Source organism: Streptomyces sp. NPDC006430 (assembly GCF_040612395.1).
GTDB lineage: Bacteria > Actinomycetota > Actinomycetes > Streptomycetales > Streptomycetaceae > Streptomyces.
The window spans coordinates 13,608-27,311 of sequence record NZ_JBEXQA010000050.1 but is presented as its reverse complement, the minus strand read 5'-3'; the positions used below and the strand labels follow the sequence as shown (position 1 = coordinate 27,311).

The window sequence follows — 13,704 nt, the reverse complement described above, 5'->3', positions numbered from 1 at the left end:
GGCGCTGGAGGACGTCGAGGTGGGCGGCCAGACTATCGAGGCAGGCACGACGGTAGTCCTGTCGTACAACACCGCCAACCGCGACCCCGAGCGCTTCGCGGATCCCCACGTGCTCGACCTCCGCAGGGAATCCGGCGGGCACCTGGCCTTCGGACACGGCATCCACCTGTGCCTGGGCGCGCAACTGGCCCGCGTCGAGATGCGGGTCGCGTTCTGCGCGCTGCTGGCCCGCTTCCCCACGCTGCGCCTGGCGGTACCGGCCGAAGACGTCGCCCTGCGCCCGGAGACCGCGGACATCTACGGGGTGAAGAGCCTCCCGGTCACCTGGGAGGTGTGAGCGCGAGCCGGTGACGGGCGAGGCCGCGTACGGGCATCTGATCCTGTCGCCCCGACTCGAAAGAGTCGCAGATCAGGGGTCGTTGGCAGCGATACGAGACGGCCCCTTGATGGGTTTTGGGGCCATGCGGGTCCCGGCGCGTCCGCCTCACCGGCCGGTGTGCGGGCGAAGCCGCCCGGTGGGGCAGTCCTGTTGCCGGCTCGGCACCGAATTCCGTGGTGCTAATCGCCCGAGAGGTCGCGCCGTGCGAAGGCGGCGACGCCGGCCGCCATCAGGGCGAGGCCGAGCCCGGACATGACCGTCCCGGAGACCGGGGCGAACGGCTCGGCCGGGACGGCCGCGAGGTGGTGGAACGGGGACGTGTCCAGGACCCAGCCTGGCCAGTGCAGCGCCGGTCCGATCAGCTGGACGAGGTACGCGGTGACCGCGACCGCGACCGAGGCCGTGATGGTCAGGCGTGGCCGGGCGCCGTACAGGAGGACGGCCACACCGGTGATGAGGACGACGACGGGAAGGGTGTTCATCACCGATCCGAGCGTGTCCGTGATGCCGACCTCTGTCCCGCCGATCGTGGCGCCGGTCCACAGGGCCAGAGCGGCGGCCACGGCGATGAGCACGGCCGCGGCCACGGTCAGCAGGAGGTGGCCGGCGAGCCAGCGGTGGCGGGGGACCGGGCGGGCCAGGGTGTTGTCCAGCCGTCCGGCGGCCTCCTCCGCGCGGGCGGCGCCGACCCGCCAGCACGCGTACAGGGCCAGGAACAGGCCGATCAGCGTGGCCATGATGCCGAGGTATCCCTCCGTGGCCCGCGCCGCGTCCCAGCCGAGGGTCTGGAGCACCCTGCGGTAGTTCGGATCGCTGGTGATGAGGTCGGTGACGGTCCTGAGCGTCACGCCGATCACGAACGCGTAGGCCGCGACACCGATCACCCAGCCGATCAGCGCACCCTGGGTGCTGCGCCAGGCGAACGCGGTCGGACCGCCCAGCAGACGGGCCCGGGCCGGCCGGCGGTCCCGCTCGGCCAGCAGGGCACCGCCGGTGTCGCGCGCCCGCCGCAACCGCACGGCCGCCGCGCCCAGCAGGACGGGCACCACCAGCAATGCGGCCAGGGCCTGCCACCTCGGTTCCCGATAGGGGTGGAGTTCGTCCATCCACCCGAAGGGGGTCAGCCAGCGTGCCCAGCCCCGCGCGTCATTGCTGTTGGCGAGCATCCGCACCAGGAACGTCAGCCCGAACACGGCCGCTGCGGCCCCGGTCGCGCGGCGTCGGACCTCGAAGACCTGGGCGGTGATCGCTGCGACGCCTGCGAAGGTCGCCGCGAAGCCGACGACGGCGAGCCCGAACAGGACCGAGCCGCCCGCGCCCGTGCCCGCCGCTGCCAGGACCACCGCGACCGCGGCACCGACGAAGGCGATCGCACCCGCGAGGACCAGGAGTTGTACGAGGACGGCCCGGCCCACCCGCAACGGGCTCGCCAGGACGAGTTCGGCCCGTTGGGACTCCTCCTCGCCGCGCAGCAGCCGCCCGGTGGTGAGTAGCGCCCAGATCCCCACGATGGACGCCAGGACCCAACCGCCGTCCCAGACCACGAAGCCACCCGGCGTGTCGATCGCGTGCGGGATGCCCTGCAACATCCGCAACGCCGGATTGTCCTGGAGCGCGGCCAGTCTTGCCCTGGAGGCGGCGTCGGGATAGGTGCCCAGGTAGGAGAAGACCTCTACCGCGGCGTAGACCGCGACGGCCAGCGCCAGCACGACCGTGCCCCGCCGGACCAGCCGGGCCGACAGCCGCGCGAGCGCCACCGGCGGACGCCGTCCGCGTCCGAGCGGAGTCCGGTCCTCGGAAGCGGGGGACACGGCGGCGGTTCCGGTCATCGCTGCGCGCCTCGTGCGCCCTCGTCCCCCGTCGCGGGCCTGGAGCCGTGCGCGGCGGCGACCGCGTCGCGCTGCGCGGGGGTGGCCTCGTAATAGGTCAGGAAGATCTCCTCCAAGGTCGGTTCACGGCTGCGCAGGCGCACCAGTCCCGCGTCGGCCAGTCGGGAGAGCACGGCCCTCGGCGGCCCGGTCACCGACACCCGCACGCCGCCGTCGATCGGCTCCACGGCGCTCACGCCCGCCAGTCCGGCCAGCTCGGGCACCGGGCCGTCCAGAACGGCTTCGAAGATCGTGCTGCTGAGCCGGCGCAGGTCCGCCAGGGCCGCGATCTCGACCAGCCTGCCCTCGCGCAGGATCGCCACGCGATGGCAGAGGTCCTCGACCTCGTCCAGGATGTGCGACGACAGGAAGACGGTCTGTCCCCGGGCGGCGGCGTCGCGGGCCAGAGCCTGGAACTCGGCCTCCATCAGCGGGTCGAGGCCGGCTGTCGGCTCGTCCAGCAGCAGGACGTCCGGCCGCGTCATGAACGCCGCGACCAGCGCGATCTTCTGCCGGTTCCCCTTGGAGTACGAGCGCGCCCGCAGGCTCGGATCGAGCCGCAGCCGCTCGACGAGCTCGTCCCGGAAGGCGATGTCGGCGGTGCCCGCCAGGTTGCCCAGGTAGGTGAGGATCTCCAGGCCGGTCAGCTGCGGCCACAGCGAGACGTCGCCCGGTACGTAGGAGACGTGACCGTGGGCCCGCTCCACGTCGGCCACCGGGACACCCATGATCCACGCGGAGCCGGCGGTCGGTCGCAGGAGGTGGAGCAGCAGCCGGATCGTGGTCGACTTCCCCGCTCCGTTGGGGCCCAGGAAGCCGAAGATCTCGCCCTGCTCCACCGCGAGGTCCAGGTCGTCCAGGGCGATCACCCGGCCGAATCGCTTGCTCAGTCCCTCGGTGCGTATCGCGGAGATCCCCATCCCGTACCTCCGTGGCTCGGCGGGTCCTCTTCCACGCTACTGCCCGACGCCCGTGTCGGCAGTGGTCGGACGACGTGGTGCCGCGCGCTATGTCGCCCGGCGCGGACGGCCGTTCTGCGTGCCGTCTCGACCGACCCCTGGGCGGCTCCCTCCACGACGATACCGTTCACTCTTCGTTACCGCTGATTACGGGACAGAGCCAAGCGATTTACAGTCCCGAGGGCGGGTTCATGCCTCGTACCGGTAGGGAAGGCCGTTGCTGTTTCCGCCCGGGGTGTGAACGGTGACGCTGACGGTTCCCACCGTTCCGGCCGGGGCTGTGGCGACGAGCAGGTTGTCGGAGACGGCCGCGAAGGACGTCGTGGTGCCGTCGAAGCGGACTTCGTCGGTGTAGGTGAGGTTGGTGCCAGTGATGGAGACGCTGGTTCCCCCGAAGGCCGGTCCGTTGTCGGGGATGAGAGAGGTGATGCCCGGTGTCCCCAGGTAGGTGTAGTAGGGGTCGCCCTGACCTGGCAGGCTGGTTCCGCCCGGGGTGGTGACGGTGACGGTGACGGTTCCGTTGCCACTGGGAGCGTCGGCTGTGATCTGGCTGTCCGAGAGCACGTTGATGTTCGTGGCGTGGCCGGTGCCGAACGCCGCGGCGGTGGCGAGGATCAGATTGGTGCCGGTGATGGTCACCGTGTTGCCGCCGGCCACCGGCCCCATGGTCGGATCGACGCCGGTGACGGTCGGAGCAGCGATGTAGAAGTACGACACCGCGTTGCTGATCGTTGTCGGGGTGGAGACGGTCACATTGACCGGTGCTGCCGGGGCCGCTGGGGCGACGGCGGTGATCTGTGTCGTGTTGACCACGGTGAACGGCACTGATGCGGTGCCGAATTTGACCGATGTGATGCCGGTGAAGCCCGTTCCGTTGATGGTGACGGTGTTTCCGCCGCTGGTGGGGCCCTGGTTGGGACTGAGGTTGTTGATGACGGGGGCGGGCGCGGTGGTGTAGGTGTAGGTAACGGTGTTGTTGCTTGTGCCGCTGGGTGAGCTGACCGTGACTGTTACGGATCCGGTGCCGGGAGGTGCGGTGGCGGTGATCTGCGTGGCGGTGTTGACCGTGAAGGGGGCGGAGGTGGCGCCGAACTTCACCGCTGTGGTTCCGGTGAATCCCGTGCCGCTGATGGTGACGGTGTTCCCCCCGGCGGCGGGTCCCTGGTTGGGGCTGACGCCGCTGACCACCGGCGCGGCCGAATAGGTGTAGAGGGCGTTGTTGCTCGTGCCGCTGGGTGAGCTGACCGTGACTGCTACGGATCCGGTGCCGGCGGGGGCGGTGGCAGTGATTTTTATGGAACTGGTCACGGTGAAGGGGGCGAAGGCGGCGCCGAACTTCACCGCTGTGGTTCCGGTGAAACCGGTACCGTTGATCGTCACCGTGTTTCCGCCGGCGGATGGGCCTTGGCTGGGGCTGAGGCTACTGATAACCGCTACCATGACGTTCTTTCTATTGTCGGCCGCGTCAAATGTGCCCTTGCCTGATTCCGGCCGGGGCTCGGGAGCCTGAGCACGCCGTTTTCCGGGGCGTGCGCAGGCTGCTTCTATTCGCCCCTCGGACGAGGGGTTTGGGTTGTCAGGACGCGGTGAAAGCGGCGCTGGTGGTGCTTTCGCCGCCGGGCGTGGTCGCCGTCACGTTGTAGACGAGGGTCGGGGTGAGACCGGCGGGTGCGGTGACCAGGACCTGCGTGGTGCTGGTCGCTTCGATGTCGGACAGCGGCACCACGAAGACGTTGGCGGGGGTGACCGCGTCCGTGAAGGTTACGGCGCTGACGTCGACGAGGTGGAGTCCGTTGACGGCGATGCCCGTTTGGCCGGGTGATCCCGAGGTGGGGGCCACGGAGGTGACCGTCGGGAGTTTGTAGTAGGTGACTTGAGTGGCGCCACCGGCGGGGACGCTGGTGCCGCCGGCGGTGACCACGGTGACGTCCACCGTGTCCGTGTCGGTCCCGGTTACTGTGTGGCCGGGAGGGACGATGCCTGGGATCTGGGAGTCCCCCACCGGCGCGACCGTGCTCGTGGTGGGAGTTCCGCCGAATTGCACCGCTGTCGCGGTCGCCAGGCCGCTGCCGTTGATGGTGATGGCCACCGTGGGCGCCTCCGGCGCGACGTTGGAGCTCAGGAACGAGCACTGCGGAGTGCCGATGGCGAAGAAGGGCTTGGGGTTGCTGAGCGTGCCTGACACGATCACGGTGACGTCGACCTGCCCCGCGCACAGGATTGGAACGGTGACGGTGACGGAGGTGGAGGACACGGTGTTGGGCGTGACCTTCTTGCCGCCGAAGTACACCTTGGTGGTGGTGGCGCTGGTACCCAGACCGGTGCCGGTGATGGTCAGCGCGTCTCCGTTGTGACCCTGGGTCGCGCTGAGCGAGGTGATGGATGGCATGGGGCTTCTCCTTCTTTGACGGTGTTGCTTCTGTGACCGGTAGGAGGAAGGCGTACGGGTCCGTGGCCTTGCGGCGCCCGGACCCCGAGGGAGACGAGCCCGGATGAACGGGCGTGTGTAGCACCGGTTGCCGGGGTTGTCTGCGCCGTGGCGGGGTGCGCACTGGTGGGGTCTGGGCGGGATCCGCGAACTCAGCGAGGGGAGGCGGAGACGGTCCGCTCACCCATGTTGGGGTGCTGCCGAAGACGGCTGCGGCAAGGGGTAGTTGACGATGTCGCCGTCGCGGGCGGTGAGCGCCGTCCGAGCAGACCAGTCGTGGCACGGACCGGGTGGTGTAGGTCAGTGGAGTTTCTCGACGCCATCGCGAACGGCGCCTGCGGGAACGTGATCGCCGGTCCCGGCGGCGTGTGGAAAGCGATGCTCTGCCTTCGCGCCCAAACCCGGCCGCTCCCGTAGGGGAGAAGAAGGGGCGGGAACGGTTTGTTCACAAGGCGGTTGAGTCCGGGGGTTTACCCGCGCACGGTCCGGTTGCCCGATGGGGCCCCGGCTGGGCTGAGTGTGCCGGTTGCGGGCAGCCACCTGCGCAGGGGCCTATCGCAGGTCCCGGGCAGGAGTCGGAGGGAAGAAACGGATGGCATGAAGCCCCCTCTTGGTTGTGCCGAGCCACCGCAGTAGTTGGTACCGAACAGACTTCGAGGTACCGACTGCTGGATGTGCTCTCTCCGCCAAGGGACGCCCGTCACGGCATCTCAGGCCGAGGTGCTGGGCCAGCCGGCTGCCGCATTTCCCTAGTGGAGGGATAGACGGACCCACCTGGCCAGTAACAACAGTAGGCCACCCGAGTGGTCTTTCCAACAAGGGAACTGACGTGACACCACCCGTTTGGGCGAGCGCAGAATGCCTGCATTGGGATTCGCCTATTGTGCGCCCCGTCGCCAACTGCGGAAGGACCCCACCGCCCGGCGCCCACCGCCCCGTCACGAAGCCGCATCAGGCGCTGTTTACCGTCGGGGGCGGTGCGACACAACCGGCCGCAGGCAGGTGAGGTGTGGGGTGGTTCCCGCGGCTTCCGGGGCGCGCTGGGCCGTGGACCAATGAGTTCCATTCATCCAAGCCGATCAGCGGCCTCGCAGCCCATTCGGGCGAATTTCTCTGGCCCAAACAGGTTGATCGCATCAAAGCCCCCTCGGACGCTGAAATTCGCCTCGTATGGTGACATGCCCCGGCTAGTTGCGGTGAAATTCTCCTGACGAACAATCAAGGGGTAGATTTAGTGAGGCGTTGGCAAAAACGGAAAGCTTTCAGAATGGCTACCACCGCAGCTCTGGCCGTGATGGCCTTTGCTTCGCCGGCGGCTGCAGCAGTGCCCTCGACGACCACGGTCCAAGCATCGCCTTCGACAGTGACCGCCGGGCAATCAGTAGATCTGACCGCGACGGTGACCTGTGCGGGAGACCCCAGCGGCGGCCTCGGCATGACGTTCTACGACGGCGCAGCCGTCCTGACAACCGTTCCCGTGGGAGCCAACGGAACATCGGCGTATACGGCCAACTTCACCTCGACCGGCTCTCACACGATCACAGCCGCATACAACGGAAACGACAACTGCAACGCTTCGAACAACACGACCAAGATCGAGGTATCAGCCGCGCCGGCACCCCCCACGACCCCTGGGATGTGCCTCCTCTGTAACGGCCTGATCAATTTCACAGTCAGCAACATTCACAACGAGGTAAATGTCCGTTAGCCCTCACAAGGCCGCGGAATTCAGGCTGACATCTATGCTGGTGCGTCTACGTCTGCGGAGGCTGGCAACCGCTGGTGGGGGATCGGCGTAGGCGCTCCAGAGGGGGACCGGGAATGACCGCTGACCGAAAATTCGCGACGCCAAAACCCTGACCCCGGTGATGCGGGAGGTCTTCGGCACCGACCGCGGTATCGCCGCCGGACGCGACCTGTGAGCAGGCATACCTGGAGCGTGCGCTCGTGAACATCGCCACCGCCGTGCCCCGCGACGCCCGCGCGGCACACGGAGAGCGGGGTCAGCCGAGGACCTCGAAGCCTCCGAGGGCCTCCGGCCGCTCCTCGTGGAGCTGGACCCGTACGACGCTCGCTCCGGGCGGGCCGTGGTGCGCCCAGTCCACCATGTGGGCGACCGCCTTCGCATCCCCTTCGAACACCGCCTCCACGGTGCCGTCCGGCAGGTTCCGCACCCAGCCGGCTGCGCCGTGGTCGAGAGCGGTGCGGCGGCAGGTGTCACGGAAGAAGACACCCTGCACCACGCCGTGGACGATCACTCGGATGCGAACCCGTTCCATGGGCCGACCATAGCGGGGCGGGCGCGGGGCGCCGCCCAAGGAGGTCTCGACGTCACCGAATGTCGCTTCCCGACCGCAAGCCCTGACCGGGCCGGGGCCCGGGTGCCGGCACCATGACGTCCTGCGCAAGGGTGACGGGTACCCGTCACCCGCACGCCGCTGCCGGCTTCGGCGCGGGCCCCGGCTCCTGGGGGGAGGCGAGGGCGTCGGCCGGGACCCGAGCAGGGGCGTCGGCCGGGGCGCGGTCCTCGCCGGACAGGGCGAAGACGCGCAGGAAGACTTGCGAGAGCGGACCGATGGCCAGCGCGTAGGCGACGGTCCCGACGCCGGCGGTGCCGCCGAGCAGGACTCCGGCCGCGAGGACCGTGACCTCGATTCCGGTGCGCACCAGGCGCACCGACCGCCCGGTCCGCCGGTGCAGGCCGGTCATGAGGCCGTCGCGGGGCCCCGGGCCGAAACGGGCGGAGATGTACAGGCCGGTGGCCACACCGTTGAGGACGATGCCGGCCGCCAGCAGGGCCGCCTGCGGGACCGCGCCGTGCACGTCCGGCATCAGCGCGAGCGTGGCGTCCATGGACAGGCCGACGGCGAACACGTTCGAAACGGTGCCCAGCCCGGGGCGCTGCCGCAGGGGCACCCACAGCAGCAGGACCAGCGCGCCCACCACCACGGACACGGTGCCGATGCTCCACCCGGTGCGCTCGGCGAGCCCTTGGTGGAAGACGTCCCAGGGGTCCAGTCCCAGCCCCGCGCGGACCAGGAACGCCGAGCTCGCTCCGTAGAGGGCGAGCCCGAGGTACAGCTGCAGGAGTCGACGGGTGAGACGCCGAGCGGGGCGGGCGGGGGCGAGGGACACCGGTGGAACCTTTCCGGGGAGCCAAAGGACGACAGGCCCCACGGTGTGGCTTGGCCAGTGTGCCCGGACAGGTCCAATCCGACTCAAGTGGCCTTATTTTTTTCGGCCTACTTTCGGTAGCGCGGGACTCGGTCCCGGTTCGTGATAACACGCACATTTTCGACACCTTTAGTCCTAATTGATGAATGCTTGTCTCCGGTCCACACCGACGTACCAGCGCCACCGGCAACGGGAGAGACATGCGACGCGCACACCGCCTGACCATCAACCGGCGGATAGCCCTGCCCCTCGTGGGCGGAGCCGCCGTACTGGGCTTCGGCGGCCTCTACCTCACCGGCCTTGCGGTCGCGGCGGACACCGTCGCCGACGGAACCCAGGTACGCGGCGTAGACATCGGCGGGATGAGCCGCACCGAGGCCAAGGCCGTCCTGGACCGCGAGCTCGGCCCGGCCGCGGCGGCCCCGATCGAGCTGCGGATCGGCGACCGTACCGAGAAGGCCGCACCCGCCGCGTTCGGCCTCTCCCTCGACACTGCCGCCACCGTCGACCGTGCCGCGCAGTCCGGATCGGACCCCTTCACCGTGATCGGACGCCTCCTCGCCCCGACACAGGACCGCACCGTCGAACCCGTGATCCGCACGGACGGCCCCACGAGCCGAGCCGAGATCGACCGGCTCGCCGCCGCCGGCCGCCCGGCCCGCGACGGGGACATCACCTTCGAGGGCGGCACGGTCCGTGTCACCGCCCCGGTCACCGGTCTCGCCGTACGCGCCGATCGGGCCGCGGACACCGTCCGCGCCGCGTACCTGCGCCCGCAGGGCGGCCCGATCGAGCTGCCCGTGGACCAGAAGCCGCCCGCCGTGGGGCAGCAGGAGACCGTCCGGGTCCTGAAGGAGTTCGCCGAGCCCGCGATGTCCGCGCCGGTCACGCTCACCCTCGCCGGGCGGCCCCTCACCCTCACTCCCGCGGTACTCGGCAAGCACCTGGGCGTCGAGGCCGACGGCCACGGCCGACTCGTTCCCGAGCTCGACTCCAAGGGGCTGCTGGCCGATCCCGCGGTCTCCCGGCAGGTCGCCGCGGTCACCCGGCCGTCCCGAGGCATCACCTTCGGCGTCGACTCCGCGAACCGGGCGGTCGTCGCCGAGGACGGGCGGACGGGGGCCCAGGTCACCGAGAAGGCACTGGCCCGGGCCGTCGTACCGCTGCTGACCCGCACGGGCACCGCGCGGACCGGGGAGCTGGCCGTGAAGACCGTTCCCCCGCGCCTGACCGCCGAGGAGGCCCGGCGACTGGGCATCAAGGAGAAGGTCTCCTCCTTCACCGTGAACTTCCCGGCCGCGCCCTACCGGACCACCAACATCGGGCGCGCCGTGCAGCTGATCAACGGCTCCGTCGTCCTTCCGGGCGAGTCCTGGAGCTTCAACAAGACCGTTGGCGAACGGACCAAGGAGAACGGCTTCGTCGACGGGATCATGATCAACGACGGCCAGTACGCGAAGGCCCCCGGTGGCGGCGTCTCGTCGGTCGCGACGACCATGTACAACGCCGTGTTCTTCGCGGGCGTCCAGCCGCTGGAGCACGGAGCCCACTCGTTCTACATCGAGCGCTACCCCGAGGGCCGTGAGGCCACCGTCGCGTGGGGCACCCTCGACCTGCGCTGGAAGAACGACACCGGCCACGCGCTGTACGTCCAGGCCCAGTCCACCGACACCTCGGTGACCATCACGCTCCTGGGTACGAAGAAGTACGACGAGATCCGCGCCACCAAGGGCCCGCGCACCCACATCACCCCGCCGGGCAAGCGCACGGGCTCCGGTCCGACCTGCGAGGTGCAGACCCCGCTGGAAGGCTTCGACGTCACCGTCGACCGGGTCTTCGTACAGGGCGGGCGCGAGGTCAAGCGGGAGACCTTCCCCACCCACTACACCCCGCGTGACGAGGTCACCTGCGATGCGCCGACGCCGGCGCCGGGCGCCTCGGTGCCGCCGGCCGGCTCCGCCGCGCCGAAGCCGGGACGCGCCTGACCCGACGCCGGACGGGCCGGCGGACGACCACCTCCGGGCCGATGTCCATCGTGGTCACTACGCCGTCCTCGCCGACCAGCGCGGCCAGGATCGCGGCGACGAGTGCGCGGCGCCGCTCCTGGGGCGGGGCCCGGCCTCCCCGGGGGCCGCTGCGGGGCCCTCTCTCATGGAACTCCTCGTCAGAGGAAGGGGGAGCCCGGGCGGGCGCGCCAGGAGTGCGCGGGATGGTGGACCACGGACGGCAGGTTGCGGTCCCAGTGGGCGCGGTGGTGCCGGGTGGAACGGTGTGCGCGGGGCGCACGGGCCGTGCGCGCCAGGATGAACAGGGCGGCCGTGAGGGCCGCGAGTTCTATGTGATCCGGGCGGCCCCGGATCACCTTGATCTGGTGGCGGCGTATCACCAGGACACCGGCAGGGCCTTGGGGCCGCGGATCAGCGCCCCGGACTGCCATTCGAGCTGCTCGGGCGGGACGGCCAGGGCGAGCTTCGGGTACCGGTCGAGCAGCGTGCTGATGATGATCTCGGACTCCATCCGGGCCAGCATGGAGCCGACGCAGTGGTGCGGGCCGTTCCCGAACGCCATGTGGGCGATGGGCCCGCGGTCGAAGTCCAACGTGTCGGGGTTCGGGAAGACCTCGGGGTCGCGGTTGGCCGCGAGGTACGAGGAGTACACGGTCTCGCCGGCCTTGACGGTGACGCCGCCGATCTCGATGTCCCGCGTGGCGATCCTAGGGAGGCCCACTCCGCTGCGGTGCGGGATGAAGCGCAGCAGCTCGTCGACGGCCTGGGGGAGCAGCTCCGGCTCCGCGCGCAGCCGTTCGAGGTGCTGCGGATGGGTGAGGAGGGCGTACACCATGTTCGCGCTGTTGTTGCGGACGGCGTGCGCCCCGCTCACCAGGATCGCGGTGGCGATGGAGACGGCCTCCGGCTCGGTGAGCTCACCGGCGTCGGCCGCCGCGGCGAGGACTCCGGCCAGGTCGTCGCTCTGCTCCTCCCGGCGCATCGCGAGCAGGGCGACCACGCATTCGCGCACCGTCTTCAGGGCGTCGGCGCTCTTCCCCGGGGCCGGCCCGGGCGTCATGATCAGGTTGGCCCAGGAGGTCATGTCCTTGCGCATGTCCTGCGGCATCCCCATCAGGTCGGCGACGGCCGCGAGCGGGAACGGGCCGTGCAGGTGCTCCATCAGGTCTGCCGGCGAGCCGTGCCGCTCCATCTCGTCCAGGAGCCGGTCGGCGGTCTGCTGCACGGAGGGCCGCAGCTTCTGCATGCTCTTGCCGGTGAAGGCACGCGCGACCACCCGGCGCATGTCGTTGAGGCGCGGCGGATCGGCGTAGTTCATGGATGCCTGCATCGAGGCGATCGCGTGCGGGGAGGAGGCGGTGATCGTACGGCCGACCAGTTCCCGCCTGCTGAAGCGCGGGTCGGTGGTGGCCGCCTTCACGTCGGCGTAGCGCGCCATCAGCCAGGCGGTGCCCTCCCCGAACGGCAGCCGGATCCGGGCTGCCCGTTGCTCCCGGAGCCGGTCGTGGAGGAAGGGGTCGAAGTCGAGTGCCTCGAAGTCGTCCAGGTTCCAGCAGTGCACCGCTTCGTCCGAGGCCGGGTCCTGCTCCGGTTTGAGGGCCGTCTGCGGGTCTGACGTCATGGTTCATCTCCCTGCGTGGATGTCACCCCCCGAGGCGCGATTCCGCGGGAAATCGGCACGGCCATCCCTTCCCTCTCGTCACGCGCTCCGCTGCCTTCCCGGCCAAGCGTCACCGGATTGGCTCATGTCACCAACGCCGTAGTCCCGCGCGCGCATCGGCCGGAGGTCCGTGAGGCTGTGTCAGACACGAAAGGAGAGCCACCCATGGCGACTCTGTGCAGGCCAACGGTGTGCGTGCCCGAGCACGTGATCACGATGGAGCAGACCCTGGATCTGGCCCGGTCCGTGCACGCGGACCACCCACAGCTCGACCTGGCGCTTCGGCTGATCCGGAACACGGGTGTCGCCAAGCGGCACATCGTGCGCCCCATCGAGGAGACCCTCAAGCACCCCGGTTTCGAATCGCGCAACGCCGTGTACGAGGCCGAGGCCAAGGCGCGGGTCCCCGCGGTGGTGCGGCAGGCGCTGGAGGACGCCCAGCTGCGTGCGCAGGACATCGACATGATCATCTACGTGTCGTGCACGGGCTTCATGATGCCGTCGCTCACCGCATGGCTGATCAACACGATGGACTTCCGGACGAACACCAGGCAGCTCCCGATCGCCCAGCTGGGCTGCGCGGCGGGCGGCGCGGCGGTCAACCGGGCCCACGACTTCTGCACCGCCTACCCGGACGCGAACGCGCTGATCGTCTCCTGCGAGTTCTGTTCGCTGTGCTACCAGCCCAGCGACCTGGAGGTCGGCAACCTGCTCTCCAACGGCCTCTTCGGCGACGGAGTGGGCGCCGCCGTCGTGCGCGGCAAGGGCGGCACCGGCATGGAACTGCACCGCAACAGCTCGTACATCATCCCCCAGACGGAGGACTGGATCATGTACGACGTCAAGGAGACCGGGTTCCACTTCAAGCTCGACCGACGAGTGCCGGGGACCATGGAACCGCTCGCCCCGTCGCTCAAGGAACTGGCCAAGGCCCACGGGTGGGACGCCGCCGCGCTGGATTTCTACATCATCCACGCAGGTGGGCCGCGCATTCTGGACGACCTCAGCAAGTACCTCGGTGTGGCACCCGAAGCATTCCGCTTCAGTCGGGCCACACTGACCGAGTACGGCAACATCGCCAGCGCCGTCGTCCTGGACGCACTGCGCCGACTCTTCGACGAGAACGGCACCGCTGACGCCGCGCGGGGCCTGCTGGCCGGTTTCGGCCCGGGCATCACCGCAGAGATCTCACTGGGCAGCTGGACCTCGGATCGAGGGACCGGGTGAGGG

At 69.8% G+C, this 13,704-nt stretch carries 12 protein-coding genes; 4 read left to right on the top strand and 8 right to left on the bottom strand.

Features of this window, described 5'->3' with window-relative positions; translation table 11 throughout:
* On the top strand, nucleotides 1–337 hold a 337-nt coding region (locus ABZZ20_RS34700; RefSeq protein WP_356876637.1), incomplete at its 5' end, for a cytochrome P450.
* A 221-nt stretch (nucleotides 338–558) separates the two neighbouring features.
* Here ABZZ20_RS34700 and ABZZ20_RS34695 read toward each other — a convergent pair.
* The 4 genes from ABZZ20_RS34695 to ABZZ20_RS34680 all read right to left on the bottom strand — a co-directional run bounded on the left by ABZZ20_RS34695 (nucleotide 559) and on the right by ABZZ20_RS34680 (nucleotide 5,595).
* Complete coding sequence (locus ABZZ20_RS34695; RefSeq protein WP_356876635.1) at nucleotides 559–2,208, bottom strand: hypothetical protein; 1,650 nt, start codon at nucleotides 2,206–2,208, stop codon at nucleotides 559–561.
* Nucleotides 2,205–3,167: an ABC transporter ATP-binding protein gene (locus tag ABZZ20_RS34690; protein ID WP_356876633.1), complete on the bottom strand. Its 963-nt coding sequence runs from the start codon at nucleotides 3,165–3,167 to the stop codon at nucleotides 2,205–2,207. The genes ABZZ20_RS34695 and ABZZ20_RS34690 overlap by 4 nt, the downstream gene beginning before the upstream one ends.
* 228 nt (nucleotides 3,168–3,395) lie before the next feature.
* Nucleotides 3,396–4,646: an IPT/TIG domain-containing protein gene (locus ABZZ20_RS34685; RefSeq protein WP_356876631.1), complete on the bottom strand. Its 1,251-nt coding sequence runs from the start codon at nucleotides 4,644–4,646 to the stop codon at nucleotides 3,396–3,398.
* A 136-nt stretch (nucleotides 4,647–4,782) separates the two neighbouring features.
* Nucleotides 4,783–5,595, bottom strand: a complete 813-nt coding sequence (locus ABZZ20_RS34680) for an IPT/TIG domain-containing protein (RefSeq protein ID WP_356876629.1) — start codon at nucleotides 5,593–5,595, stop codon at nucleotides 4,783–4,785.
* 1,306 nt (nucleotides 5,596–6,901) lie between these two features.
* Between ABZZ20_RS34680 and ABZZ20_RS34675 the strand changes: the two genes are divergently transcribed.
* Nucleotides 6,902–7,342, top strand: a complete 441-nt coding sequence (locus tag ABZZ20_RS34675; RefSeq protein ID WP_356876627.1) for an Ig-like domain-containing protein — start codon at nucleotides 6,902–6,904, stop codon at nucleotides 7,340–7,342.
* A gap of 295 nt (nucleotides 7,343–7,637) precedes the next feature.
* Here ABZZ20_RS34675 and ABZZ20_RS34670 read toward each other — a convergent pair whose 3' ends face one another.
* Together ABZZ20_RS34670 and ABZZ20_RS34665 are read right to left on the bottom strand one after the other, a co-directional pair.
* On the bottom strand, nucleotides 7,638–7,913 hold the full coding sequence (locus ABZZ20_RS34670) for an acylphosphatase (RefSeq protein ID WP_356876625.1): 276 nt from the start codon (nucleotides 7,911–7,913) through the stop codon (nucleotides 7,638–7,640).
* Between the two features lie 145 nt (nucleotides 7,914–8,058).
* Nucleotides 8,059–8,769 (bottom strand): hypothetical protein, encoded by a 711-nt coding sequence (locus ABZZ20_RS34665; RefSeq protein WP_356876623.1) that lies wholly within the window; start codon nucleotides 8,767–8,769, stop codon nucleotides 8,059–8,061.
* Between the two features lie 239 nt (nucleotides 8,770–9,008).
* Between ABZZ20_RS34665 and ABZZ20_RS34660 the strand changes: the two genes are divergently transcribed.
* On the top strand, nucleotides 9,009–10,793 hold the full coding sequence (locus ABZZ20_RS34660) for a VanW family protein (protein WP_356876621.1): 1,785 nt from the start codon (nucleotides 9,009–9,011) through the stop codon (nucleotides 10,791–10,793).
* Nucleotides 10,794–10,972: 179 nt separating this feature from the next.
* Here the strand turns inward: ABZZ20_RS34660 and ABZZ20_RS34655 are convergent, their stop codons facing one another.
* Together ABZZ20_RS34655 and ABZZ20_RS34650 are read right to left on the bottom strand one after the other, a co-directional pair.
* Entirely contained in the window at nucleotides 10,973–11,194 is a 222-nt protein-coding gene (locus tag ABZZ20_RS34655) for an acyl-CoA carboxylase subunit epsilon (RefSeq protein WP_356876619.1), read from the bottom strand.
* The gene (locus ABZZ20_RS34650) at nucleotides 11,191–12,435 is read right to left on the bottom strand and encodes a cytochrome P450 (protein WP_356876617.1); all 1,245 of its coding nucleotides are present in this window, start codon (nucleotides 12,433–12,435) and stop codon (nucleotides 11,191–11,193) included. The genes ABZZ20_RS34655 and ABZZ20_RS34650 overlap by 4 nt, the downstream gene beginning before the upstream one ends.
* 204 nt (nucleotides 12,436–12,639) lie before the next feature.
* Here ABZZ20_RS34650 and ABZZ20_RS34645 point away from each other — a divergent pair, with 204 nt between their 5' ends.
* On the top strand, nucleotides 12,640–13,701 hold the full coding sequence (locus tag ABZZ20_RS34645; protein ID WP_356876615.1) for a type III polyketide synthase: 1,062 nt from the start codon (nucleotides 12,640–12,642) through the stop codon (nucleotides 13,699–13,701).
* The last annotated feature ends 3 nt before the right edge of the window (nucleotides 13,702–13,704 follow it).

Bases quoted from the DNA above. Each gene is read 5' to 3' on its own strand.
- ABZZ20_RS34695 (WP_356876635.1), bottom strand. From the start codon at position 2,208: ATGACCGGAACCGCCGCCGTGTCCCCCGCTTCCGAGGACCGGACTCCG.
- ABZZ20_RS34690 (WP_356876633.1), bottom strand. From the start codon at position 3,167: ATGGGGATCTCCGCGATACGCACCGAGGGACTGAGCAAGCGATTCGGC.
- ABZZ20_RS34685 (WP_356876631.1), bottom strand. From the start codon at position 4,646: ATGGTAGCGGTTATCAGTAGCCTCAGCCCCAGCCAAGGCCCATCCGCC.
- ABZZ20_RS34680 (WP_356876629.1), bottom strand. From the start codon at position 5,595: ATGCCATCCATCACCTCGCTCAGCGCGACCCAGGGTCACAACGGAGAC.
- ABZZ20_RS34675 (WP_356876627.1), top strand. From the start codon at position 6,902: ATGGCTACCACCGCAGCTCTGGCCGTGATGGCCTTTGCTTCGCCGGCG.
- ABZZ20_RS34670 (WP_356876625.1), bottom strand. From the start codon at position 7,913: ATGGAACGGGTTCGCATCCGAGTGATCGTCCACGGCGTGGTGCAGGGT.
- ABZZ20_RS34660 (WP_356876621.1), top strand. From the start codon at position 9,009: ATGCGACGCGCACACCGCCTGACCATCAACCGGCGGATAGCCCTGCCC.
- ABZZ20_RS34650 (WP_356876617.1), bottom strand. From the start codon at position 12,435: ATGACGTCAGACCCGCAGACGGCCCTCAAACCGGAGCAGGACCCGGCC.
- ABZZ20_RS34645 (WP_356876615.1), top strand. From the start codon at position 12,640: ATGGCGACTCTGTGCAGGCCAACGGTGTGCGTGCCCGAGCACGTGATC.